At 52.2% G+C, this 25,197-nt stretch carries 21 protein-coding genes and 1 riboswitch; all 21 genes read left to right on the top strand.

Features of this window, described 5'->3' with window-relative positions; all coding sequences use genetic code 11:
* Nucleotides 1-1,008, top strand: coding sequence for a DUF4184 family protein (locus I8J30_RS20815; RefSeq protein WP_210661395.1), 1,008 nt, complete (start codon nt 1-3; stop codon nt 1,006-1,008).
* A gap of 72 nt (nt 1,009-1,080) precedes the next feature.
* The gene (locus I8J30_RS20810; protein WP_210661393.1) at nt 1,081-1,422 is read left to right on the top strand and encodes a DUF3889 domain-containing protein; all 342 of its coding nucleotides are present in this window, start codon (nt 1,081-1,083) and stop codon (nt 1,420-1,422) included.
* A gap of 55 nt (nt 1,423-1,477) precedes the next feature.
* A complete protein-coding gene (locus tag I8J30_RS20805; protein ID WP_210661392.1) occupies nt 1,478-1,789 on the top strand; it encodes a heavy metal-binding domain-containing protein in 312 nt (103 codons plus the stop codon).
* Between the two features lie 149 nt (nt 1,790-1,938).
* The gene (locus I8J30_RS20800) at nt 1,939-2,247 is read left to right on the top strand and encodes a rhodanese-like domain-containing protein (RefSeq protein ID WP_091218217.1); all 309 of its coding nucleotides are present in this window, start codon (nt 1,939-1,941) and stop codon (nt 2,245-2,247) included.
* A 130-nt stretch (nt 2,248-2,377) separates the two neighbouring features.
* Entirely contained in the window at nt 2,378-4,582 is a 2,205-nt protein-coding gene (locus I8J30_RS20795; protein ID WP_210661390.1) for a heavy metal translocating P-type ATPase, read from the top strand.
* Between the two features lie 56 nt (nt 4,583-4,638).
* Nucleotides 4,639-4,897, top strand: a riboswitch (cobalamin riboswitch).
* 174 nt (nt 4,898-5,071) lie between these two features.
* Nucleotides 5,072-6,082: an ABC transporter substrate-binding protein gene (locus I8J30_RS20790; protein ID WP_210661388.1), complete on the top strand. Its 1,011-nt coding sequence runs from the start codon at nt 5,072-5,074 to the stop codon at nt 6,080-6,082.
* 1 nt (nt 6,083) lies between these two features.
* Nucleotides 6,084-7,124, top strand: a complete 1,041-nt coding sequence (locus I8J30_RS20785) for a FecCD family ABC transporter permease (protein WP_210661386.1) — start codon at nt 6,084-6,086, stop codon at nt 7,122-7,124.
* Entirely contained in the window at nt 7,121-7,936 is an 816-nt protein-coding gene (locus I8J30_RS20780) for a heme ABC transporter ATP-binding protein (RefSeq protein ID WP_338044909.1), read from the top strand. The genes I8J30_RS20785 and I8J30_RS20780 overlap by 4 nt, the downstream gene beginning before the upstream one ends.
* A 33-nt stretch (nt 7,937-7,969) precedes the next feature.
* Nucleotides 7,970-9,028, top strand: a complete 1,059-nt coding sequence (cobT, locus tag I8J30_RS20775; protein WP_210661385.1) for a nicotinate-nucleotide--dimethylbenzimidazole phosphoribosyltransferase — start codon at nt 7,970-7,972, stop codon at nt 9,026-9,028.
* A gap of 41 nt (nt 9,029-9,069) precedes the next feature.
* Entirely contained in the window at nt 9,070-9,699 is a 630-nt protein-coding gene (locus tag I8J30_RS20770) for a bifunctional adenosylcobinamide kinase/adenosylcobinamide-phosphate guanylyltransferase (RefSeq protein WP_210661383.1), read from the top strand.
* A 1-nt stretch (nt 9,700) separates the two neighbouring features.
* On the top strand, nt 9,701-10,516 hold the full coding sequence (cobS, locus tag I8J30_RS20765; protein WP_240548238.1) for an adenosylcobinamide-GDP ribazoletransferase: 816 nt from the start codon (nt 9,701-9,703) through the stop codon (nt 10,514-10,516).
* A gap of 286 nt (nt 10,517-10,802) precedes the next feature.
* Nucleotides 10,803-11,843, top strand: a complete 1,041-nt coding sequence (locus I8J30_RS20760; protein ID WP_210661379.1) for a LacI family DNA-binding transcriptional regulator — start codon at nt 10,803-10,805, stop codon at nt 11,841-11,843.
* Nucleotides 11,844-12,203: 360 nt separating this feature from the next.
* Nucleotides 12,204-13,598, top strand: coding sequence for an ABC transporter substrate-binding protein (locus tag I8J30_RS20755; RefSeq protein ID WP_210661377.1), 1,395 nt, complete (start codon nt 12,204-12,206; stop codon nt 13,596-13,598).
* 193 nt (nt 13,599-13,791) lie between these two features.
* Nucleotides 13,792-16,728 (top strand): extracellular solute-binding protein, encoded by a 2,937-nt coding sequence (locus I8J30_RS20750; protein ID WP_240548237.1) that lies wholly within the window; start codon nt 13,792-13,794, stop codon nt 16,726-16,728.
* A 109-nt stretch (nt 16,729-16,837) separates the two neighbouring features.
* Nucleotides 16,838-17,710, top strand: a complete 873-nt coding sequence (locus I8J30_RS20745) for a carbohydrate ABC transporter permease (RefSeq protein WP_240548257.1) — start codon at nt 16,838-16,840, stop codon at nt 17,708-17,710.
* A 4-nt stretch (nt 17,711-17,714) separates the two neighbouring features.
* Nucleotides 17,715-18,581, top strand: coding sequence for a carbohydrate ABC transporter permease (locus I8J30_RS20740; protein ID WP_210661373.1), 867 nt, complete (start codon nt 17,715-17,717; stop codon nt 18,579-18,581).
* Nucleotides 18,582-18,594: 13 nt separating this feature from the next.
* Entirely contained in the window at nt 18,595-20,067 is a 1,473-nt protein-coding gene (locus I8J30_RS20735; RefSeq protein WP_210661371.1) for an NHL repeat-containing protein, read from the top strand.
* Nucleotides 20,048-20,668, top strand: a complete 621-nt coding sequence (locus tag I8J30_RS20730; RefSeq protein WP_210661369.1) for a Yip1 family protein — start codon at nt 20,048-20,050, stop codon at nt 20,666-20,668. Before I8J30_RS20735 ends, I8J30_RS20730 begins: the two co-directional genes overlap by 20 nt.
* A gap of 14 nt (nt 20,669-20,682) precedes the next feature.
* Nucleotides 20,683-23,259: a DUF5696 domain-containing protein gene (locus tag I8J30_RS20725; RefSeq protein WP_240548236.1), complete on the top strand. Its 2,577-nt coding sequence runs from the start codon at nt 20,683-20,685 to the stop codon at nt 23,257-23,259.
* On the top strand, nt 23,256-24,158 hold the full coding sequence (locus I8J30_RS20720) for a carbohydrate ABC transporter permease (protein WP_210661367.1): 903 nt from the start codon (nt 23,256-23,258) through the stop codon (nt 24,156-24,158). The genes I8J30_RS20725 and I8J30_RS20720 overlap by 4 nt, the downstream gene beginning before the upstream one ends.
* A 21-nt stretch (nt 24,159-24,179) precedes the next feature.
* Nucleotides 24,180-25,178 carry a carbohydrate ABC transporter permease gene (locus I8J30_RS20715; protein WP_240548235.1) on the top strand — a complete coding sequence of 333 codons (999 nt, stop codon included), beginning with the start codon at nt 24,180-24,182 and terminating at the stop codon, nt 25,176-25,178.
* Nucleotides 25,179-25,197 lie beyond the last annotated feature (19 nt).

The following is a 25,197-nucleotide window of genomic DNA, read 5'->3' as shown; positions in this document are numbered from 1 at the left end:
GTGCCTTTTACTTTTGCACATCCTTTCTTTGCGGTTCCACTAAGACGGATCAAGCCTAAATGGGTAAGTGTTACGGGACTTATCCTCGGGAGCATGTCGCCTGATATGGAATATTTTGTGGCGATGGAACCCTATCAGAGTATTGGACATTCGCTGTTAGGTTTTCTAATACAAGGCTTGCCTTTGTGTATTGCCTTTGCATTTGTGTTTCATTATATGATCAAGCCGGTACTGCCCAAGTTTCTTCCTTCCTTCGGGAGAATGGATCAGTTTGTGTCTAGCTTGTGTGTGGATTGGAAGCTGGACTCGTTACGCGCATGGATCGTATTTCTCGGATCTTTATTGATTGGTTATTGGACGCATATGTTCGTCGATGCTTGGACGCATGTTGGCGGTATATTTGTAGAGTGGTTCCCCTTTCTGCGAGAATACCATGGCGATTCGCCGTTGTATTCAAAGCTGCAGATTGACTTCTCGATAGTAGGGCTGTTCATACCGGGACTCCTGCTCCTGTACCGATACGTTCGCTTCATTGGCATGACGCGAAATACAGTTAAAGAGAAGCTCGCGGCGCCAAGCGCGAAAATCGCTTTATGGTTCGTGTTGCTGGTCACAACATCGATTGTTTACAAGATTAAAATGATGGTTATCCACCACAGACATGATTTCGTCAGTATCGTCGTTGTGGCACCGTTGTCTTCTCTATTGTTCGGATTCTATGTCGCTTCACTGCTTTATTGGGCGGTGAAGAAGCAGCGAGTATGGTATGCGCTTGGTTCGCTCGCCCTTATCGTAGCTGTTATTATTGCACTTCGGGTTGGTTCTAACTTAAGAGACGATCTGCTGTCAAACGGCATCCCTTATAAGTATCTTCACCCGCCTAAGGGAGTGTTTGACCCGCTGTGGAATGGATTTCTGATCTGCTGGAGTGCGGCGCTGCTGCTGTCAAGTCGAATCGTGACAAGAAGTCAGCATGTGGTTAAAGGATTATTCCAGTTGAAGCAGTAACCTCATCCATCCATGTATGAAAGAGCTTGAAATGGGGAATTCTACCATCGCCTAGACTATGGAGGTGGCAGAATGAGACCGTTAATTATTCTACTGATGACTTGCATGATGCTGTTGGGTGCCGTTACGCCTGTTTCCGCGGAACCGCCGTACGCGAAGTGGGGCAGACTCGCGATGAAGGAAACGACGCACCGTTATCATGCTGAGATTGTGGACTATAAGCATGTAGGCCGAAAAGTGGAGGAAGCGGGACTGATGTCGGAAACGTTTCGTCTGCTGCTGAACAAAGGCTCGCGCAAATTTGAGGTTACCGTTCGCATCTGGTTTGAGCAGCATAGCGAGAAAGTCGTACGCATTCAATTTATGGAAGACGGAAAAGTGGACGGCTTGCCTGCCTTTTCTTCTATGATTTGAATCCGTTGTTCATCGTCTTACGTATGAGTCACTATATCGATTGGGAGGGATTTCAATGATAGTAACGACTACGCCTACGATTGAAGGACATCCGATTCAGCAATACCTTGGTGTTGTAACCGGAGAAGCGATTATGGGAGCGAACATCATGCGCGATTTGTTTGCGAGTATTACCGATATTGTCGGAGGACGCTCAGGTGCTTACGAAACGAAGCTGAAAGAAGCGCGCGACGTAGCGTTCAGTGAAATGCAAAGTCAAGCTGCACGGCTGGGCGCAAATGCGTTAGTCGGTATCGATATCGATTATGAGGTCGTTCGAGAAGGCATGCTGATGGTTGCCGTCAGCGGCACGGCGGTACGTATTTAACGAAATGGTAGCCAATCGGGAGCAGCCTTCGCGGGGTACAGCGGATGCTGCTCCTTCTTATGTCACTCGCCGGATGGACATTGGGCAAGGCTGAGGAGTAAAATGCAAGTATGGGTTTCATTACTAGCACGAAGGAGCGATAGCAGGAAATGGGAGAAATCACGGCAAGTGAATTGGAAACTCGGCTGCGCGAAGGCGAGAAACTGAGCGTAATCGACGTACGGGAGCCCGATGAGTGGGAATCCGGCCATATTAAAGAAGCGGTAAGCATTCCGCTCTCCGTCTTCATTGAACGACTAGGCGAATTGAATGATTTCGAGGAGCCGCTGTATATGGTTTGCAGAAGCGGAAATCGCAGCGGCAAAGCTTGTGATTATTTGGCTGCGCAAGGCTATGAGGTCGTTAATGTGCTCGGCGGTATGCTGAGCTGGCCCGGGGAAGTTGCTACCGGAGAATAGATCGTTGTTCAAGAGAGCACTTTCGCGCTTGCTGCGCGAAGGTGCTTTTGTTGTTTATATCATGAGTCGAACAACCCTGCCATATAGTGGAGAGTAGGACAGCTAGTTTGTTTGATTGAGGAGGTTCATTATGCAGCAGCAACGCGGAGACCATACGCTTGATTTGCGAATACACGGCATGAGCTGTACGGCCTGTGCAACCCGCATCGAGCGGGCTGTCGGCAAGCTGGCAGGCGTATCCGGTGTATCCGTTCATTATGCGGCCAAATCGGCTTACATCACCTTCTCACCGGAACAAACGTCGCCGACATCCATTATCGAACGAATCGGTCAGCTTGGCTTTCATGCTTTCCTGTACGGGAAGGATGGCGACAATTCTTCTGAGCTGGACTCGCTTAAAGTGCGAGTCTTCGTGGCCGTGTTATTCACGATTCCTCTGCTATGGACAATGGTTCATCATTATGCTTGGCTGGAAGCCATTCCGGTTCCTTTGCTTATTCAGGAGCCCCTGCTTCAGTTTGTGCTGGCGGCAATCGTGCAGTTCTTTATCGGGATGCCTTTCTATTTCGGGGCATTCTACGCGCTGCGAGAGCGAACGGCCAACATGGATGTGCTCGTAGCGATAGGAACTACGGCTGCTTTCGCATACAGTTATATCTCGATGATGACCGGCGGGGCGCTATACTTTGAGACATCGGCGGTGGTCATAACCGCTGTGCTGCTGGGCAAGCTGCTGGAGGCATCCGCGTCGGAGCGGGTCATGAAGGAAGGCGACAGCTACGCATCGCTCCAGACCAATGAAGCGATCGTCATTCGCGGCGGCACCAGGGAGAAGACTTCACTTGCAAAAATAAGGATCGGAGATCAGCTTATTGCAGCGGTGAATGAGCCGCTTCCGACGGACGGTATCATCGTGGAGGGACATTCGACGATGGATGAGTCCTTCCTAACCGGCGAGAGCGCGCTTGTAGTGCGCTCAGCCGGGGATCAAGTTTATGCCGGTACGATCGTTCGCGGACAAGCGCTGCGCATTCGGGTCACGGCGATCGGGCCGGATACGATGTTAAGCCGAATTGCGGCATTGACGCGCCAAGCGCAAGCGACGAAGTCCTCAATCGGGCGAAGAGTGGATCGGTTATCGGCTATTTTTGTACCGATCATGATGCTGCTTTCCATAGCCACTCTGATTCTCTGGCTGGTATGGCTTGCGCCGGGCGATTGGGGGAAGGCTTCGCTGCATGCGCTGGCTGTGCTCCTGGCCGCATGTCCGTGCGCGCTTGGTTTGGCTGCGCCGATATCGCTCGTATTGGCTACCGGTAAGCTTGCCCGCCGCGGCATTGTGTTGAAAGAAGCCGGCGCATTGGAACGTCTGGCGCAATTGGACACGATCGTGCTGGATAAGACCGGCACGTTAACAGAAGGTAAACCGGCGTTAACGGAAGTATCCGCATTGTCCGGCTCGCCAAGCGCGCTGCTGCGGTTAGCCGCATCTGCTGAGGCGGAATCCCAGCATCCGTTTGCGGCAGCGATTAAGGCGGCAGCCAAGCGTGCTGGACTGGTCATCCCGGCATCAACGGCTTATCACGCGTTTCCCGGCAAGGGGATTGAAGCTGTCGTTGAGAGTAAGCGAGTCGAAATCGGAAATGCCGGTTTTGCCGCTGAGCGGGAATGGAAGATGAATCGCGTTTTGCTGAGCTTCGTCAGTCGACGAGAAGAACTGGGAGAGACGGTCATCTATGCCGCTATAGACGGGGAATGTGTCGGTGCGTTTGCTTTCACCGATCAAGTGAAACGATCCTCAACGGAGGCCGTGTCCGCAATGGCTGCCCAAGGGGTTCAAATCTTGCTTGCAACAGGCGATCATTCCTCATCAGCAAAGAACGTAGCCCGGATCACGGGTATCGCACAGGAGAATGTTCATGCGTCCATGCTGCCGGAGCATAAAGCTGAGCTCATACGCGAGCTGCAAGCGGAAGGAAGAGTCATTGCTATGGCCGGTGACGGCTGGAATGACGCGCCGGCACTTGCAGCCGCAGATGTCGGCATCGCGATGGGCGGCGGTACGGAAGCCGCGCTTGATGCCGGGCATATGACGCTGCTTCGTTCGCGGCTGACCGGTATCTATGAGGCTTTTCAAATCAGCAGACTGACAGTCCGGAATATTCGTCAAAATCTTGGTTTTGCGCTGCTGTATAACTCTATTGTGATCCCATTTGCGGCAGTGGGCGGCATAGAGCCGTGGATGGCCGGGACGGCTATGGCGCTCAGTTCCGTTTCAGTCGTATTTAATGCGCTGCGTTTAAACGGTCAAATGAACCGATTTCTACGGAAGTGAAGCCAAATGTAGACATCCCATATAGGTGATGGTATATTTACTCAAGCGCAATTTCATAGTTTACGAACAGGTGCTAAGTGTATGTGCTCGTTTCCATTCGTTGAAACACGCAAGCTTAGCTTAAAAGGGAAGACCGGTGCAATGCCGGCACGGACCCGCCACTGTAAGAAGCGTCGCCCCGGAATGGAAGAATGCTTGTCCATCGCCGTAGTCGACAATGCATCAACGATAAGTCACTGAACGATGGGATCGTTTGGGAAGACGTTGATGACGGATGCTTCGAGTCAGGATACCTGCCTGTTCCGTTTAAACGCTACCTACGAGGACTTAGGGAGGTGTTGGAGATGGGCAACTGTATATTGCCCGCTGATGTTCTACGGAACATAAGCATTTCTGACGCTCGAAGTCGGAAATGCTTTTTTTTGTTTCATTCGGCAATAGCCGGGTTTTCATTGGACGCAATTATAAAATAGGGAGAGTATGAATCACATGAAATCGAAATTAATGCCATTAACTAAAATTGTCTTAACCCTGACTATGGCTGCTTTGCTGATGTTAACGGCTGCTTGCGGTTCCGGCGGGAGTAATGCCAATCAAGCTGCCGGCAATGAGGGCAATGCAGCTAATGCTTCCGAGCAAGCTGCTGCAAATAACTCGGCTCAACAACAACAAAAATCCGAATATCCGCTGACGTTGAAGGATGTAACAGGCACAGAGCTTACGTTCCAATCCGCCCCTGCGCGCATCGTTTCGCTGCTGCCCAGCGAGACGGAAATCGTTTATGCCGTAGATGCAGGGGCTTCTCTGGTTGCCGTAGACAATTACTCCAACTATCCGAAGGAAGCGGAGAGTCTGCCCAAGATCGGTGACATGGACGCGGATATTGAGAAAATCGTTTCGCTTAAACCGGACCTTGTGCTCGCCTCCTATACAATGGGAAGTGCCGTTGTCGATAAGCTTCGCTCGCTCCAAATTCCGGTGTTTGCGACGGATCCCAAGACCTATGACGCCGTCATGGAGAAGGTAAAGCAGATCGGTGAAATTTTGGATAAAAACGAGCAAGCGGCAGCGGTTACGGCTCAAATGGAGCAAGTTAGGGAACAGGTTGTTAATGCCGTTAAAGATGCGCCGAAACGGAATGTGTACCTGGAATTCGCACCGGGCTGGACAGTCGGTAAAGGCGAGTTCCTGGATGAGCTCATTACACTCGCCGGTGGCATTAACATTGCAAGTGAGCAGGGCTGGTACGAAATTGATCCCGAGTCGGTCGTCAAATCGAATCCGGATCAGATCATATATGCTTCCATGACACTTGCTGAAGGTGAGAAAAATCCCATTCTAACGGGAATTGAAACAAGACCGGGCTGGGCAACAATTAATGCCATTAAGAATAAGCAAGTGTTTGAAGTGGACCAGGATCCGTTGACGCGTGTCGGACCGCGACTTGCCGATGGGCTGCTGGAGGTAGCGAAGAAGCTGCATCCGGACTTATTCAAGTAAGATGAGAAAAAGGCTATATGTTTATGGAGGAGCAGCGATGCTCCTTCTTGCCGTATCTGTCGTCGTCAGTTTGTCTATTGGCTCCTCCAGATTGCCACTTCTTCGCGTATGGGGAATTTTGATTCATCAGCTGCCTTGGATGGAGGATCCGAGCGGTCTCTATGAGGCCAGCGATATCGCAATCGTGACTCAGCTAAGATTATCCAGAGTCGTCTTAGCTATGCTTGTGGGGGCTTGTCTGGCACTTGCGGGCTCCGGATTTCAAGGCGTACTTCGCAATCCGCTTGCCGATCCATTCACGCTTGGCGTTGCAACGGGCTGCTCGGTTGGCGCGGCTTTCATGATTGTATTCGGCTACCAATCGGTTATCGGCTTATGGACGGTTCCGCTCGTCGCCTTCACAACAGGAATCGTAACCCTCTTTATTGTATTTGCGCTTTCCCGTGCAAGAGGAGCGATTAATGTCGAGACGTTAATCTTGTCCGGCGTTATCGTTCAAGCTTTTCTCGGCGCTTTCGTGACGTTCATGGTGTCGATGTCGCAAGGTGTAATTAACGAAGCTTTATTCTGGCTGATGGGGAGTCTAAGCGCACGCAGTTGGGAGCATGTCCAATTGATTGTGCCGTTCCTGATCGTAGGTTTGCCGGTCATGATCCGTTATGGACAGCATCTCAATTTATTCGTGCTGGGCGAGCGGCATGCCGCTCATTTAGGCATAAACGTCGAGCGAACGAAACTAATCGTTCTGATTGTTTCTACCTTGTTGACGGCGGTTGCGGTTTCCATTGCCGGCGTAGTCGGTTTCGTAGGCTTGGTAGTGCCTCATCTCCTTCGCTTGTTGGTCGGACCCGACTATCGCTTCATCATTCCGCTGTCGGCCGTAGGGGGTGCCATTTATCTGCTATGGGCGGATACGCTCGCTCGGACCGCGCTTAGCCCGAAAGAAATTTCGCTTGGCGTGGTGACGGCGCTTATCGGTGCACCGTTCTTTGGTTATTTGCTCTATCGGCGGAAGGTGCTGCAAGGAGGTTCACAGGCATGACAGGCATGATCGAAGCTAGGCGATTATCCAAACGAATTGCGGATAAGCAAATACTGCGCGAGATCAGTTTCACGATGCAGGAAGGTCGAATGTACGGCATAATCGGTCCTAATGGCGTCGGTAAATCAACCCTGCTGCAGCTGCTGACAGGCATGGAGCCGCCGACCGCGGGAGATGTGCTGTTAAGAGATCGGGTTGTCGGCGCGTATAAGCGCAAGGATTTGGCGAAATGGGTAGCGGTGCTGCAGCAAGGCGGACTTCCGGCGGTTGGTTTTACCGTTCGTGAGGTGGTTACGATGGGGCGTTTCCCCTATCAGAACTGGCTGGGTGAGGAAACGTCCGGCAGTGGCGAGGTGGTCGATGATGCACTTGGATCGATGGGGCTTCTGGAGCTGCAGCATCGTCGAATCGATCAGCTAAGCGGAGGCGAGCGTCAACGCGTTGCTTTGGCTAAAGTGATGGCCCAGGAGCCGGAGCTGCTGCTGCTCGATGAGCCGACCACTTACTTGGATATCGGGTATCAGGTGCAGCTGCTGGATACGGTGAAGAAATGGCAGCGGGAGCGGGGGCTGACGGTCATCGCCGTGCTGCATGATTTGAATCTGGCCGCTCATTACTGCGATGAGTTGCTCGTCCTGCATGATGGAGGCATCGAGGCGTATGGGCCTCCCTCGGAAGTCATTCGTCCTGAGCTGATTCAAACTGTGTTCGGAGCAAGAGCCATTGTGCTGCCGCATCCGGATACCGGCGTTCCGCAAATTCTATTGCAATCAGGCGTGCAGCCGGGTGAATTGGGATGTCGAGGCGAATGATGATTGAGTCGTACTTGAAGAGGAGGGTTTTGCATGAAAAACGAATCTTATTTAATGGGGTTAATTGAGCGGATTCACCCTCTCAATAGGGAACAAATAGAAGCGGCGCAGCTTCACTTGAACAACTTGACGAAACCTCCGGGCAGCTTGGGGAAGCTGGAGGAGATCGCAAAACAAATAGCAGGCGTAACCGGTGAAATTTCGGCTGATTTATCCAAACGGGCGGTCATCGTGATGGCTGGCGACCACGGGGTATGCGAGGAAGGGATTAGCGCTTTTCCCGCTGAAGTTACGCCGCAGATGGTACTGAATTTTCTCTCGGGCGGAGCGTGTGTGAACGTGCTTGCCAGAGGCGCCGGCGCTGATGTGTACTGCGTGGATATGGGCGTAAATGCGGATATGGTGCATCCGTCCTTGATTACCTGCAAAACCCGCAAGGGTACCGCGAACATGACAAAAGAGCAGGCGATGACGCGTGATGAAGCACTCGCGGCTATCATAGATGGATTTCATTTGACGGAAAAGCTTGCTGCTGACGGCTACCGCATGTTTGCCACGGGCGAAATGGGGATTGGCAATACGACGGCAAGCGCTGCGCTTTGCGCTGTTCTTGGCAACATGTCTGCAGATGAGGCTGTAGGTCTTGGTACCGGAATCAACGAAGAGCGGCGCATGCATAAGGTAGATGTCGTCAATCGGGCGATCGCTTGTAACACGCCTTCTGTGACCGATCCGATTGGTGCATTGGCAAAAGTAGGCGGGCTTGAAATTGCCGGATTGGTCGGCGTCATTCTCGGTGCAGCGGCCAATCGCTGCCCGGTTATCATTGACGGTTTCATCTCCTCGGCAGCGGCGCTTGTTGCAGCCTCAATCGCACCGCAATCGGCGGCGTATATGATCGGTTCTCATCTCTCGCAAGAACAGGGACATCGCAAGCTGCTGGAACAGATCGGATTATCGCCGATGATTCATTTGGATATGCGGCTGGGCGAGGGGACAGGAGCGGTGCTTTGTTTCCACCTGGTAGATGCGGCACTTCGCGTGATGCGTGAAATGGCGACGTTCGAGAGCGCCGGTGTTTCGCGCGAGTAGCTACAAGTAGCAATTTGGTGGAACGAGAGGTGGGGGAGTACATGGCAATATTCATAACAGGCGGCGCTAGGAGCGGGAAGAGCGGTTTCGCCGAAGCCTATGCGATGAATCTGGCCAAGCGGGGCATCTATGTTGCCACATCCCAGATATGGGATGACGAGATGAAGGAACGGACCGATCACCATCGGGTTTCGCGCGAGCGGTCTGGGTTTGCTTGGCAAACGATTGAGGAGCCTTATGATGTGGCGGAGCTGTTGGTAAAGCTTGAGGCGGCAGCCGTGGTTGTGGGAGAGGGGCGAGACCATGATCATGACCATAGGCGTCCGGCCGTTATCATCGATTGTCTTACGTTATGGTTGACGAATCAGATGCTTCGACTAGGTGAATTCGATGCGAATGATGGAGAATCCTATCGCTATGATTCCGGTGCGCTCTCGGCGGAGGTTAATCGACTTATTGATGCCGTAACCACCTACACCGGTCCGCTTCTGTTGGTTACGAACGAAGTCGGAAGCGGGATCGTGCCTGCCTACCCGCTGGGAAGACGGTTTCGGGACGAGGCGGGGCGAATGAACCGGAAGCTTGCGGCATGCTGCCAGCAAGCTTTCCTCGTGGTGGCCGGCATCCCGCTCGATTTGAAGGCGCATGCTTTCCAGCTGGAGGAGGAGTAACTTGCTTAGCCGAATACTGAAAGAACAGCTGCAAGCTGCAGGTACCGCTTTTCAACTGCTGACGAGAATTCCGGTCCCTGTCGCGATCCCGTTCACGCCGGAGGTGTTGGCGCGAAGCGTCGTCTACTATCCCGTTGTAGGCGCAGTGATCGGCGGTGTTGTAGCGCTGGCCGGCATGCTGCTTCAGGACGCGGTGCCGGCGATGCCGGCTGCCGTCATTTTGCTCGCGGTCTGGATTGCGCTTAGCGGCGGACTGCATGCAGATGGGCTGATGGATACCGCGGATGGGGTGATGAGCCACCGTTCCCGCGAGAAGATGCTGGATATTATGAAAGACAGCAGGGTCGGCGCGATGGGCGTATTGACGGCGGTGCTGCTGCTTTTGTTTAAATTTTCCAGTTTGACAGCGGTAATGAACGTATCGGAGCTTCAATGGCGCAGTTTCTTCCCTCTGATGATGATGGCTTGCGCCTGGAGCAGGCTATGGATTGTGCTGGCCATGGCCGCGTTTCCGTTCGCAAGGCCAAACGAGGGGATGGCATCGTTGTTTCGAGCGGTGCACTTTCGTCATCCCGCATCCGCCTTGTTGGTGACCATTTTGCTGGCGGCAGGATCATTCCTTGTATGGCCGAGCGCGGGATATCAATCGGCGTTTGTTACGCTGCTGATGCAAGGCGGTATCACGGTTGCCGCGGGATGGATTCTCTGCATTTGGCTGATCCGCAAACTGGGCGGGTTGACGGGAGATACCTATGGAGCCGTGGCTGAAATCATAGAATCGATTCTGCTGTTTTACCTAATGTTGGTTCTGGTGTAATTGGAGTATCGTTTACGCTTTGCGAACTAGAAACGATAAGGGACGACCTGCGGTGCTGATGTCCGCAAGGTCGTTTTTTGTATGTTCAAATGGAGATTCCGTTAACTTTTTGCTATTTGACCAAACAAATACATAACAAATCGCAACATCTGATTTACGTTTGACAAACTGTTTGCTATGATTGGTTTACAACAAGCGGCAAATTTGGACTCATTCATCGAAATGCGCTCAAAGACCGATCAATAGGCTGAGATACCTAAATTGTGCACAGAATGGACTGGTCCGAATGAGAGGGAAAGTGAAAATCCAGGAAATCGCCGATTTTGCAGGCGTTTCAAAGTTTGCCGTATCACGCGCGCTATCTGGCAAGAATGGCGTGAGCGAGCGAACGAGAGAAATGATCATGAAAGCGGCAGGCCAGCTCGGATACTTTAAAAATAATGAGCCCGCCCGGTTTACGGGAGAGCTGAACGAGCATGAGGACATGAAGCGGAGCGGAACCATTGTCGTCCTGTTTCCGAACGTGCGTTATCAGAATCGGGATTCCGTTTACTGGGGGCCGGTATTTGACGGCGTCAACGCAAGATTGAGCCAACGGGGCATGGACATTATTACGCTGACCGAACCGTCCGGCGAGCATGTATTTTCTCTTCTCAAGCCCGAAGCCATTCAAGGTGTCATTACGATCGGCTCTGTCTCGACTCAAATTCTGCTCGATATTAAACGAATGAACATCCCTGTCGTCATGATCGACCACAGTGACCCGGCACTCCATTGCGACACGGTATTCTCCGACAATTTCAGCTGTATGCAGGAGCTCATGACGAAGTTGATCAGCAAGGGCTACCGGAAGTTCCAGTATGTTGGGAGCATCAAGGATGCGCCCAGCTATTTCGAGAGGTGGCTTGCCTTCCGTACGACGTTGGAAAGCTATCAAATCGAATTGAATCAAGACCCGCAGTTGATCGGTCCCGACGCACAAGATATGTATCTCTTATTCTCCAAGATCAAGCTGGGAGAGCTGCCTGAGGTATTCGTCTGCGCGCACGACGTGAATGCAAGGTACTTGATCGAAGAGCTGAATAAGCTTCAGATCCAGGTGCCGGAACAATGCGCCGTTACCGGCTACGACAACACTTGCGATAATTATCCGATTCTTGCAACGGTCAATGTGAATAAGGAATTGCTTGGAATGAGAGCTGTCGATCAGATACTGTGGCGGATTCTTAATCCGAGCTCGTCGTATGAGAAAAAGTTGATTTACGGCGATATTATTATTCGAGATGCCCATGCTCATCCCATTGCGAGCATGGAATCCGTTATGTGAATCGATATATCCGGGATCTTTTAAAGCCCGCCTGAATGCGTCGACGCATTCAGGCGGGCTATTTATATGATGCCAGAGATGCGAAGTTGCCTAACAAAATAACAAATTCATAACGACATAAAAACATAACATAAATTTATTTGTTGCTTTAACCAAAATTTAATTGACTGTTTTTGGTAGTGGATGCTATGCTTGGCATGTGGTTTTTGAAATGTTAGCCTAACGGTGGTGGTGAGAAAACATTAAGCGGTAAAATGTAAACGTTTACGTTGGGGAATCTGGTAGAAAAAGGCGGTTCGGAGACGGATTGGCTTCTGCTCCGAAGTGCGGCAAGACAAACAAATAGGAGGTTGTTTTGCAATGAGAAAAATGAAAGCACTTACAATCTTGTCTGTCGCGTTAATGCTTACTCTAAGTGCATGCGGAGGAGGCAACGGCAATACCAGCAACAATGGCTCAAACACAACCGAAAGCAACACTGCAACCAACACAACTACTGAACCTGCAGGAAACAATGCCGCAACCGAAGAAAATGACGCAGCGAACGAGCCTGTGGCGGAAGCCATCAATTTAGGCGGCCGCACAGTCAAAATCTCCATGTGGTGGGATGGCAAGCCGAAAGGTGAAACGGCCGGCGAGAAAGCCTCCCTCGCGAAGATCGCAGAGCTCGAAGAAAAATATAACATGAAGCTCGAATTCGTGAACATTCCGTTCGATCAATACATGGACAAGTTCACGACCGCAGTGCTTGCTGGCGAGCCGATGGCCGACATTTCGATCATGGAGTTCAAACGCGCGATCGCGCCAATTAAACAAGGCCTTGTACTTCCGCTTACGGACTTCACAACGGCTGATAACGACATCAACAAAGAACAGAAGCGCGTTCAGAAGCTGCCGGCAATCGGCGGAACGGAATATTCGTTCAATACGCCGGGCATTTCGGCAGTAGGACTGTACTATAACCGCGATTTGATCAAGAAGCTTGGCTTGCAGGATCCGCAGGATCTGTACAACAACGGCGAATGGACTTGGGACAAGTTCATGGAAATCGCGAAGCAAGCAACGACAGACTCCAACAACGACGGCAAGAAAGATACATGGGGCTACGCAGGCTGGGCAGCTGACGCGGCTCGGCACATCGGCGTAACGAACGGCGCGCTGTTCGTTACCGATACGGACTTATCGCTAGGTTTTACGGATCCGAAGATGGCTGAAGCGCTTGAATTCGTTAACCGTCTCTACAATGTGGAGAATGTCGTGAAAGTGAAAAGCGGCAATAAAATGGACTGGAACGAAACGAATACGTTCAAAGACGGCGATGTCGCCATGTCGATCAACTATGACTGGAACATGGGGGATCTGACCTTCGAGGTTGGTATCGTGCCTAACCCTGCAGGACCGCAAAGCGACGGGAAATACACGTTCGCGAACACGGCGCAAAATGGTTACTTTATTCCGAAAGGGACGAAGGATCCGCAAATCGTGTACCAAATTTTCGAAGAATTGCAAGATATCCCTGCGACAGAAGAATACCTCGGTCAAGACTGGCTTGAGTCCCGCTTCAAGAACGAAGCTGACATCAAGATGGCGATCGAGCACGTAAACGGTACTGGCCGCCTTTCGATCGAAGAAGGCATAGCAGACTTCCCGTTCTTCACGATCATGGATGACGTTATCGTCAAAAATCAATCCGTAGCGGCAACGCTTGAGAAGTATAAGACAAACGGCCAAGCTGCGCTGGATAAGCTGAAATAAGCTGATTGGAGCAGTACTGGCAACTAAGGAGAGGGGCTGCCGAATAATCGGTACAGCCCCTTTTGTTTCACCAATTCCCGGATGCTACTTCAACCTATCATGCGATCATAACAACCTAACTGTCCAGTTAGTTCGTTAGGTGAAAAAATATGAGGTTGGCCGCAGATCAAGTCGCCGCATAGGAGGGCTGACATTGAAAGGAACTGTTCGAAAGAAGAAGTTGACTTTATGGTCGATCGGCATTGTTGGAGCGGCCGGGCTACTTGTGCTCTGGTCTCAGCTTGGGGCAGACAACGTTAGCGGCGCTGGCGAGAAATCGACGTTCGTCAGCGGTTCGTGGACCTCGCTGCAGCAAGAACGAGGCGATTACGCATCGTACCTGGCTAAGAATGAAAGTGCGGGGTTCCCTGATCGCGAAGTGATCATCGATGCTTCCGATTATGCGATGGCGGAAGGCGATGGCATCGAGAAGCTCGACAATTACGAGGGCATGAGCGGTACTTCGCTGAAGACCGGCGAACAAGGACGAGTCGACTGGAAGGTGAATGTCCCGGAAGCGGGCTTTTACAATATCTCGGTACAGTACTATCCCATCAAAGGAAAAAGCTCGAGTATCGAGCGTTCGTTGTTGATCGACGGCGTGCTGCCGTTTGAGGAAGCGGATTATTTGCAATTCGACCGCATTTGGGACAATGAGCTGGATCAGGTGAAGCGGGATAACCGCGGAAACGACCTGCGCCCGCAGCAGTTTGAGCGGCCCGAATGGCGCGAATTGCTGCTCAAGGATTCGAATGGCTACTACGCGGATCCTTTCCGGTTCTACTTGACCGCCGGAACGCACACGCTCTCATTCGTATCGCAGCGCGAGCCGATGGTCGTTCGGCAGCTGCGCTTGTATCAAGACAAGCATCCCGCGCTATATGAAGAAACCGTTAAGAGATACGAGCAGGAGGGCTTAAAGAAAACGGACGGTCAGCTCATTACGGTTCAAGCCGAGAATGCGCGCGCCAAGTCGTCTCCGACTCTCTATCCGCAAACCGAACGGGCCAGCGCAGCCGTGAAGCCGTACAGTCCGGAGCTCATTCGGGTTAATACGATCGGCGGCTACAATTGGCGTATGCCCGGGCAGTGGATCGAATGGGAGATTGACGCTCCGGAAGCCGGACTGTATAAAATCGCCTTAAAGGCAAAACAGCAATTCGTCCGCGGCATTTACTCGACGCGCAGGCTGTACGTTAACGGCGAAGTGCCGTTCCGGGAAGCGGAGCAAATCCCGTTCCGTTATAAGAGCGGATACCGCATCGACGTAATGGGAGGAGACGAGCCGTATTTGTTCGAGCTAAAGAAAGGCAAGAACATCATCCGCCTTGAAGACACGCTCGGCGAATTCGCGCCGCTTATCCGCGAAGTGAAAGACAGCTTATTTAACCTCAACGAGATGTACCGCAAAATCATCATGATTACAGGCGCATCGCCGGATAAGTTCCGCGACTACCGCGTGGACGAGCAGGTGCCGAACTTGCTGAAGACGTTCAAGTCGGAGGAAGAAAGACTGACGGCCGTAAGCAAAGAATTGAAGAGGCTTTCGGGCGGAAGCAGCGATTCCGAAGCACTTCTTAAGACGATGGCGCTGCAGCTTGGCGAGCTCATCGATAATCCGGACACGATTCCGCGCCGCCTTGCCGCTTACAAGAGCAACACGGGCGGTCTGGGCACTTGGCTGCAGAAGGCGCTCGAAATGCCGCTGCAAATCGACGAAATCTATGTCGCTTCGCCGAATAAGAAGCTTCCTTCCGACGGAGACGGATTTTTTACGAGACTTAGCCATGAGATCACAACGTTCGCGTATTCCTTCTTCATCGATTACAACCAGATCGGCAATGCATCCGACGAGAAGAATCCGCGTTCCATTACCGTGTGGATCGGAAGCGGCCGCGACCAGGCGAATACGCTGAAAGCGATGATCGACGAAACGTTCACGCCGGAGACCGGCATTAACGTGAATCTGAAGTTGGTACAAATGAATACGCTGCTGCCGGCTACGCTTGCAGGCCAAGGGCCGGATGTCGCGATGCAAATCAGCAACGATATTCCGGTGAACTACGCGATGCGCAAAGCTGCGGCCGATCTGTCGCAATTCCCGGATTACCGGGAAGTAGCCAATTGGTTCCGTCCAAGCGCGCTAGTTCCGTTTACTTACCAGAAAGGCGTCTATGCGCTGCCGGAAACCCAAACCTTCAATATGCTTTTTTATCGGAAGGATGTCTTGAAAGAGCTGGGCCTGGATGTGCCTCAAACTTGGGACGATATGTATAAGCTGCTCGCAGTGCTGAACAAGAACCGGATGCAGCTTGGCATGCCGATTACGACGCCTGCGACCTCCGTGCCGATTCCGGGTCAGAACATTCCACCGAATTCCATCTTTGCTACGATGCTCATGCAGAATGGCGGACAATTTTACCGGAACGAAGGCAAGGAGTCCGATTTGGATTCCAGAATCGGGGTAGAGACGTTCAAAACCTGGACCGACCTTTACAGCGATTATAAGCTTGAGCGCGAATTCGATTTCGCGAACCGTTTCAGAACCGGTGAAATGCCGATCGGTATCGTCGATTATACGACGTATAACCAGCTGTCTGTATTCGCGCCGGAAATTCGCGGCATGTGGGGCTTCGTTCCGATTCCGGGCACGAAACAGCCGGACGGCACGATCCGCAGAGATACGCCAAGCAACGGAAGCGGTACGCTGATGCTAAGCGGCGCGAAGGATAAGGATGCCGCATGGCAGTTCATGAAATGGTGGACCGGCGAAGATGCGCAGACGAAGTACGGCCGCGAAATGGAAGCGCTTATGGGCGCTTCGGCCCGCTATCCGACCGCGAACGTCAAAGCGCTTGACAGCTTGCCTTGGCCTGTGGCCGATTATGACAGCTTGAAAGAGGAATTTGAGTGGGTCCGCGGCATTCCGGAGGTTCCGGGCGGTTACTTCACCGGACGGCATCTACAGAACGCATTCTTGAAAGTCGTCGTCGGAGCGGATACGGAGGCGCGCGAAGCGATCCTCGACTACGCGCAGTATATCCAAGATGAAATTCGCGCGAAACGCAAAGAATTCGGCCTGCCGGAATAAAGGAGGGGTCCAAATGTCAAATATCGATTTGCCGAATCAACGAACAACGACAGTGGCAGGAAAAACGCCGACGAGCACTCCGAGCTGGTGGGCTGTCAAATGGGAGATCATGAAGGGCCATAAGCATTCTTATATCCTGATGTCGCCCTATTTGCTGCTCTTTGCCGTATTTACGGTGCTGCCTGTCATTATGTCTATCGTTATTAGTTTCACTTACTTCAATATGCTTGAGTTTCCGCGTTTTATCGGCTGGCAGAATTATGGCCGCTTGTTTCTGGAAGACGACGTGTTCTTGATTGCGGTCAAGAACACGATTCTCTTCGCGGTTATTACAGGACCGCTCAGCTACATCGCTTGTTTCGTGTTTGCTTGGCTTATTAATGATCTACGGCCGAAGCTGCGCGCATTCATGACGCTCGTGTTCTATGCGCCGTCGATCTCGGGAAACGTGTATTTCCTGTGGCAGATGATCTTCTCGGGCGACCGTTACGGCATCGCTAACGGCTTCTTGATTAAGATGGGCGTGATCCTGGACCCGATTCTATGGCTGAAGACGGAGAAGTACATCATGCCGATCGTCATCCTCGTTCAATTATGGCTCAGTTTGGGTACCGGCTTCCTTGCCTTCATTGCGGGTCTGCAGACCGTCGATAAGACGCTCTATGAAGCAGGCGCCGTCGATGGCGTCAAGAACCGTTGGCAGGAGCTGTGGTATATCACGCTGCCGTCGATGAAGCCGCAGTTAATGTTCGGGGCCGTCATCCAGATAACGGCGTCACTCGCCATAGCGGATGTTTCGATCTACTTGGCCGGCTTCCCGAGCGTGAACTACGCCGCGGAAACGATCGTCACGCACTTGATCGACTTCGGTACGATCCGATTCGAAATGGGGTACGCTTCCGCGATCGCGACCGTCTTGTTCCTCTTGATGCTTGGCGCGAATTTGGCGGTTCAACGACTTCTCAGGAAGGTGGGGAATTAACCGCATGAAGCTTGCGCTAACGCTTCGTAAAAAACGCGTAAACCGTTCCTTTGCCGGAACATTCTGGCTTACGGCATTTCTGGCGCTCGTTGCTTCTTTTATGGCGCTGCCGCTTGTATATGCGATTAATGCGGCGTTCAAGCCGCTGGACGAAATTTTCTTGTTCCCGCCGACCTTATTCGTCAGGCATCCGACCACGAGCAATTTCATCGACTTAATGACGCTGCTCGGCCAATCGTGGGTACCGTTTTCCCGCTATATTTTCAATACGTTCTTCATTACCGGGATGGGTGTAGTCGGTCACGTCTTGCTGGCTTCCGCCGCAGCATATCCGCTGGCGAAGCATCGTTTTCCGGGCAGCAAAATCATCTTTACGATCGTCGTGCTGTCGCTGATGTTTACGCCGCAGGTTACGGCAATTCCGAATTATATGGTCATGTCCTGGATCGGATTAATAGACACGTACTGGGCGGTTATCGTGCCAGCCTTCGCGTTCTCGCTCGGCCTCTACTTGATGAAGCAGTTCATGGAACAAATTCCGGACGCGCTTCTCGAATCGGCGAAGATCGACGGGGCAAACGAATACCGCATCTTCTGGCAAATCGTCATGCCGAACGTGAAACCGGCTTGGCTCACGCTCGTCATTCTCTTGTTCCAGATGCTTTGGGGTACGGACGGCAACGGATTTATCTATAGCGAACAGTTAAAAACGCTTCACTATGCGTCCAATCAAATTATTTTCGGCGGGATTGCGCGTGCCGGCGTCGGCTCGGCTGTCGCATTGATTCTCATGAGCGTACCGATTGCCCTATTCGTATTCTCGCAAAGCCGCATTATCGAAACGATGACGACGTCCGGCATGAAGGACTAGAGGGGGTGGAAGCGTGCAAAGTAAGAGAGTGCTCCTGCTTGCTGCGATTATGGCGCTGGTGATGACGATCGTTGTGCCGCCGCCGGCCTCGGCAGCTGCGCCATACGAAGCTTACAATTATGATTTCTACGGGGATGCCGTGCCGCTGCCCGCCCCATACTTGCCGGACTATGCGATTACCGGGAGCAGCTTGGGTATCGGCGATTTCAATCAGCCTAAAGATATGTACGTGACGCATGACGGCACTATATATATCCTGGACAGCGGCAATGCTCGGGTGGTCATCCTTGACGGTCAATTAAACGTCAAGCAAATCATCACCAAGTTTGACAATAACGGCAAGGAAGACGGCTTCGCGGCGCCGGAAGGGCTGTTCGTCTCGGAGAAGAACGAAATCTACGTCGCCGATACCGAGCACAATCGAGTCGTCGTGCTTTCAAACAATGGCAAGCTGATCAAGATCGTCGAAAGCCCGAAATCGGATATTTTGCCGAAAGACTTTAAGTTCGTGCCGCTTAAGGTAACCGTAGACAGCGCGGACCGATTATTCGTAGTCGCCCGCGGCGTCTTTGAAGGCATCATGCAATTCGACGACAAGAAGGTATTCATGGGATATGTCGGCACGATCAGCGTATCGCCAAGCCTATGGGAACGGCTTTGGAGATCGTTGTCCACGAAAGCGCAGAAGCAGCAGATGGAACTGTTCATCCCGACCGAATTCGCAAGCGTCGATATTGACAGCAAAGGGTTCGTTTACGCGACTGCCATCGATAATACGTCGAATGAAACGATCAAACGGCTTAATCCATCCGGTCAAGATGTGCTTAAACGGTACGGCTACTGGCCGGTCAAAGGCGACATCCGCTTCAGAAGGTTCGGCAATAACTCGGGGCCGTCGAAGCTCACCGACATTAAGGTGCTTGACGGCGGCATGTATGTAGCACTGGATTCGAATCGCGCGCGACTGTTCACGTACAATGACGAAGGCGACTTGCTCTATGCTTTCGGCGACAGAGGCAACCAGCTTGGCGTATTCAATACACCGGTAGCCGTGGAACAAATTGGCGATAAGCTTGCCGTGCTCGATCGGGGCAAGAACAATATCGCGGTCTTCCGTCCTACGGAGTTCGGCAGTTTGGTTCGTCAAGCAACGATTCAGCATTACAGCGGAAACGATAACGAGGCCGTCAAATTATGGGGCCAGGTGCTGCGTCTGAATACGAACTACGAGATCGCCTACTTAGGTATCGGCAAATCGCTGCTCATGGAGAAGAAGAACGAAGAGGCCATGGAATATTTCAAGCTCGGCATGAGCCGGAAAAACTACTCCGTTGCCTACAAGCGATATCGCCGGGAAGTGATGAAGGACAATTTCGGCCCATTCATGACGGTGCTGATCTCGCTCGTAGCCGCATTCGTCGCGTTCCGCATCGCCAGGAACGTTATAAGAAGGAGGACTGTGAAACGTGAAGCAGGATTATATTAAGTTTCCGCTCCATCTCATCTTGCATCCGTTCGACGGATTCTGGGACATGAAATACGAGAATAAAGGGAAGGTCAAAGTTTCCTTGGCCATTCTCCTGCTGCTTGTGCTGACGCTCATCCTGCAGAAGCAATTCGCAGGTTTTCTCGTCAATTTCGTAGACCCGAGGTCGTTAAACAGTCTGGATGATTTGCAATTCACGGTGCTGCCGTTCTTCCTGTTCTGCATAGCGAACTGGTCCATTACGACGCTGATGGAGGGCGAAGGCAAGTTCAAGGAAATCGTTATGGCAACCGGCTATGCGCTGCTGCCGATCGTGCTGCTCAATCTGCCGATTACGTTTATAAGCCGGTTCATGACGCAGGAGGAGACGTCATTCTATTGGCTGGTCAACAGCTTGGCGAGTATCTGGTTCCTCCTCTTGCTGTTCATCGGCATTATGACGGTGCATCAATACACGCCGGCTAAAGCCATTCTCACGTTGGTGCTGACCGTGATCGCAATGGGATTCGTCGTATTTCTCGGCACGCTGGCATTCAGCTTGGGCATGCAAATTTATTGGTTCGTTTATGATGTTTATCGCGAAATCATATTCCGTACGTAAAGGAGGCCGCACCCTTGAATAACCGAATGAAATGGTATGCGGCGCTGGCTTGTATCGGGATAGCGGGTATCTCGGCTCTCGCCTATTACCAGTCCACTAAAGGTGCGCCGGCGATCGAGGTAAGTACCTATATGCAGCCGGACGTTAAGCCGGCCGCGGCCTCGGAGCTTAAGTATTTGCCTGATCGCGCACCTGCCGTTCCGGGAATGAAGCTTGCGGCCCAATCGGATACGCTGGCGCTGTATTTCAATCCGGACACGACCGAAATCGCGGTGCTTAACCGAATCAGCGGCAAAGTATGGCGGAGCAATCCGGAAGATCTGGGCTCCGACGCTAAAGCGTCGCCTTTCGAGAAGGATCGGCTGGCCGCCCAGGTCACGATCAATTACAGGGATGCAATCGGTACGCTTGGATCGATCACGAATTTCACGGATAGTATCGCACGCAAGCAGTTTAAGGCCGAGGGCATCGAGAACGGCATCCGGCTTACGTATACGATCGGGGACACATCCCTCGGCATCGATGCGCTGCCGAAGAGAATCAGCAAGAAGCGCATGGAAGAGAAGGTATACAGCAAGCTTGATGAAGCGACGGCGAAATACGTAGGCAACCGGTATTTCCCGCTAGAGAACAATCCGGAGGTGCTGGAGCGGCTCGATACGGCGGTATCCAGAGCGCTCGTGCTCAGCAGAATGCTGGATGCTTTTGCGAAAGCGGGGTATACGGCAGAGGATTTAGCCGCTGATAATCAAGAGAACGGCCTGGCTTCCGAAGGAGGAGCGAGCCGTCCGAACTTTACGGTTCCCATCGAGTACCAGCTCGCCGGCGATGAGCTGACGGTCCGCGTTCCTGTGCAAGAGATTCAGGAAAGCAAGGGCTATCAAATTCGTACGGTGGAGCTGCTCGATTTCTTCGGCGCAGCCGGCACCGATGCGAAAGGCTACATGCTTGTGCCGGATGGCTCCGGGAGCTTGATTCAACTGAATAACGGCAAGATAGGCGAGGAAGTCTATGCCCAGCGTGTCTACGGCGAGGACGAGAACAACAATTCCCGCCGCCGGGGGCAGCTTTCGGAAGCCGCACGCCTGCCGGTATTCGGCATGAAATCCGGCGACGACGCCTGGCTCGCCACGATCGAGAAAGGCGAAGGCATCGCCAGCATCAACGCCGATATTAGCGGCCGCAAAAATTCGTACAACTATGCGTACGCGAGCTTCGCCATCCGCGGAGAGGATGAGCTCGAAATCTACAAAGGCAATAAGGTGGACGAGATTCAGCTTCTTACCGAGGATTCATTCAAAGGCGATCTGCAGGTCCGCTACAGCTTCTTATCCGGAAACGAGGCGAATTACTCCGGGATGGCAAAGCGCTACCGCGAGAAGCTGGTTCAGGATAAAGTGCTGAAACCGATCGGATCGCAAACCGGACTGCCGTTCTACCTCGACGTGCTGGGAGCCGTAGACAAACAAAAGTCGATCCTCGGCATTCCGTATAAAGGACTCATGCCGATGACGACGATCGACCAAGCCGGTCAAATGGCCGAACAGCTGAAGGCTGCCGGCGTTTCCAACATTCAAATGCGCTATGTCGGCTGGTTCAATGAAGGCTTCGATCATAAAATCGCGAAGAACGTCAAATTGGACAGCGAACTTGGCAGCAAAACCGAGCTGAAGCAGCTGTCCGAGAAACTCGAGGCGATGGGCGGCCGTTTATATCCGGATGTCGCGTTTCAACATGTGCTTCGCGAGAATCGCAACTTTAAGCCCGCCTCGGATGCGGCGCGCTTCGTAACGCGCGAGCAAGCGATGCTTGCGCCAATCAATCGCGCGTTTAACGCGATGGACCTTTCGCTTGGATCTTTTTACTTGCTTTCTCCGGCCAAGCTGCCTTACTTCGTTGACCAATTCATCGACAGCTATGACGGCTACGGAATCGATGCGGTTTCTCTCCGCGATATGGGAGACTTGCTGCAAGCCGATTACCGGGTCAGCCGTGTCGTATTCCGCGATGTCGCGAAGAACATCGTTACGGAGCAGCTAGGCAAGCTGGACAAGAGCTTTCCTAATATGCTGCTGACCGGCGGAAATGCTTATGCGTTGAAATATGCGGACGCGTTGATCGACGTACCGATGGCTTCCAGCGGTTTCGGCATCACCGATCAAGAAATTCCATTCTACGAAATGGTCATACACGGTTACAAGAATTATGCCGGCTCTGCCGTTAATCTGGATGACAACCAAGATTTGGCCTACCAAATGCTTCGTTCGCTGGAGTACGGAGCCGCGCCGCACTTCTTCTGGTCCTATGAATCGTCGTCCAAGCTGAAATTGACTGCTTACGAATCGTTTTTCTCGACGCATTATACCGATTGGCTCCAAGCAGCCTCCAGCCTGTACGGCAAAGTGAACAAGGCGCTTGCCGGTCTGCAGAACAGAACGATTGCCGAACATATCCAGCATCAACCCGGCGTCGCACAGGTGCGCTATGACAACGGTACCTCCGTTTATGTGAACTATACGGATAAGCCGGTTACGGTCAATGGCATTCATATCGCGGCCAAAAATTTCTATGTAGGCGGTGACAACTCGTGAACCTCAGACGATTAACCTTGTCGCAGAAGCGTGCATTTCTCGGAGTCGCGTTCATTGCGCCTTGGCTGCTTGGCTTCGTGTTCTTGTTCGCGACGCCGCTCGTTCAATCCATCCGATTCAGCTTCAGCGAGCTGAAGGTGGCTCCGGGCGGGTACTCGCTGGACTTCATCGGACTGAAGAACTTTACCGATGCGCTCTCGGTCGATCCGAACTATAACCGGATCCTTACCGAATCGTTAACGGAAATGGCTTGGAACGTGCCCATGATCCTGTTCTTCAGTTTATTTACCGCCGTCATGCTGAACTCGAAGTTTAGAGGCAGGTCGATTGCGAGAGCGATATTCTTTCTACCGGTCATTCTCGCTTCAGGCGCCGTAGCCGCAGCTCAATCCTCCGGATTGATTCAGTTGACGGGCAGCTCCGAGGTTGCACAGGAATTAGGCCTTGCACAGAACGGCTTCGACCCGCTTATGCTCGCTTTTATGCTTTCCGATGCGGGCATGCCGACCATTTTCATCGAATATATCATCGATGCCGTACAGCGGATCTATGAGATCATCAGCAGCTCCGGCGTCCAAATTCTTATTTTTCTGGCGGCGCTTCAGTCCGTACCGGTCACCATGTATGAAGTGGCCAAGATGGAAGGCGCAACGCCTTACGAGACTTTCTGGAAGATTACGTTCCCCATGGTAAGTCCGCTGATTCTAACTAACATCATCTATACGATTATCGACTCCTTTACGGAAAGCCAGCTAACGAGAACGATCTACACCACGGCATTCCAAGCGCAAAATTTCGGTCTGAGCGCCGCGATGTCCTGGATCTACACCATTGTCATCAGTTTGATTCTCGTAGTCGTCGGCGTTCTGGTCTCCAGGAAAGTGTTCTACTATAACTGACGCAGAAGGGAGGAGAACAGCATGAAAGGTTCGCTAATGGAGAACGAGATTGTAGTCTTGAGGATGCAGAAGGCGAAGAACAAATCAATCGAGCTGCTGTGGTCGATTTTTCGTTACATTCTGATTATCGGCATTTCATTCGTCATCATCTATCCGCTCCTTCAGCAGCTTTCGGTCGCTATCAAAGATAAGACCGATATTTACAATCCGACCATCTATATGATTCCCGTTCATTTCACGACGGAGAATTTACGGCTTGCAATGAGTGTGCTGAATTATTGGCCGCTGCTGAAGAATACGCTGCTGTTCGTCGTCTCTACGACGGCACTGCAAGCTGCGTCTTGCGCTCTTGCGGGCTATGGCTTCGCCAGGTTCACATTTCCTGGACGTAATATTCTGTTCACGCTCGTTATTCTGACGATTCTCATTCCTTCAAGCACGCTTATGGTGCCGATGTATTTGCACTTCCGCAACTTTGACGTCATGGGTTTGGTGAACCTGTTTACAGGCACAGAGGGCATTAACATGCTGAATACCTATGGCCCCTCCCTGATAACAGCCGCTCTTGCCAATGGCTTAAAGTCGGGCTTGTACATTTATATTTTCCGCCAATTTTTCCGCGGCATGCCGGCGGAAATCGAGGAAGCGGCGCTCATCGACGGAGCGGGAGGTTTCCGGACGTTCTTTACGATCATGCTGCCGAATGCGATTCCTCCTTTGATCACGGTCACGCTGTTCGCTTTCGTATGGCAGTATAACGATACCTTCTACAGCTCGCTCTTTATGAGCCAAAGCAATCTCATGGCCATCAAGGTTGCATCCTTGCCGGCTGACGCCAATCAATATTTGCCCGGCATTCTGGGCGTCGGCGCGGGCTCGAACGTGAAGGTCGATCCGAACCTGGTATCCATGATTGTGGATACGGGGGTTCTGCTGGCCATCGCGCCGCTTGTGGTCATGTATCTGTTTGTTCAACGATTCTTTGTAGAGAGCGTCGAGCGGACAGGCGTCGTTGGTTAACCGGAGGCGCGAGAGGAGA

This window comes from Paenibacillus lignilyticus (assembly GCF_017942085.1).
Classification (GTDB): Bacteria; Bacillota; Bacilli; order Paenibacillales; family Paenibacillaceae; genus Paenibacillus_Z; species Paenibacillus_Z lignilyticus.
The sequence above is the reverse complement of the archived record's forward strand: the minus strand, read 5'-3'. Positions and strand labels throughout refer to the sequence as shown.

What these genes read in the sequence shown, in the direction of transcription:
- I8J30_RS20715 (WP_240548235.1), top strand. Translation starts at nt 24,180, where the DNA reads ATGAAAGGTTCGCTAATGGAGAACGAGATTGTAGTCTTGAGGATGCAG.
- I8J30_RS20805 (WP_210661392.1), top strand. Translation starts at nt 1,478, where the DNA reads ATGATAGTAACGACTACGCCTACGATTGAAGGACATCCGATTCAGCAA.
- I8J30_RS20790 (WP_210661388.1), top strand. Translation starts at nt 5,072, where the DNA reads ATGAAATCGAAATTAATGCCATTAACTAAAATTGTCTTAACCCTGACT.
- cobT (WP_210661385.1), top strand. Translation starts at nt 7,970, where the DNA reads ATGAAAAACGAATCTTATTTAATGGGGTTAATTGAGCGGATTCACCCT.
- I8J30_RS20745 (WP_240548257.1), top strand. Translation starts at nt 16,838, where the DNA reads ATGAAGGGCCATAAGCATTCTTATATCCTGATGTCGCCCTATTTGCTG.
- I8J30_RS20760 (WP_210661379.1), top strand. Translation starts at nt 10,803, where the DNA reads ATGAGAGGGAAAGTGAAAATCCAGGAAATCGCCGATTTTGCAGGCGTT.
- I8J30_RS20810 (WP_210661393.1), top strand. Translation starts at nt 1,081, where the DNA reads ATGAGACCGTTAATTATTCTACTGATGACTTGCATGATGCTGTTGGGT.
- I8J30_RS20755 (WP_210661377.1), top strand. Translation starts at nt 12,204, where the DNA reads ATGAGAAAAATGAAAGCACTTACAATCTTGTCTGTCGCGTTAATGCTT.
- I8J30_RS20795 (WP_210661390.1), top strand. Translation starts at nt 2,378, where the DNA reads ATGCAGCAGCAACGCGGAGACCATACGCTTGATTTGCGAATACACGGC.
- I8J30_RS20770 (WP_210661383.1), top strand. Translation starts at nt 9,070, where the DNA reads ATGGCAATATTCATAACAGGCGGCGCTAGGAGCGGGAAGAGCGGTTTC.
- I8J30_RS20780 (WP_338044909.1), top strand. Translation starts at nt 7,121, where the DNA reads ATGACAGGCATGATCGAAGCTAGGCGATTATCCAAACGAATTGCGGAT.
- I8J30_RS20785 (WP_210661386.1), top strand. Translation starts at nt 6,084, where the DNA reads ATGAGAAAAAGGCTATATGTTTATGGAGGAGCAGCGATGCTCCTTCTT.
- I8J30_RS20740 (WP_210661373.1), top strand. Translation starts at nt 17,715, where the DNA reads ATGAAGCTTGCGCTAACGCTTCGTAAAAAACGCGTAAACCGTTCCTTT.
- I8J30_RS20800 (WP_091218217.1), top strand. Translation starts at nt 1,939, where the DNA reads ATGGGAGAAATCACGGCAAGTGAATTGGAAACTCGGCTGCGCGAAGGC.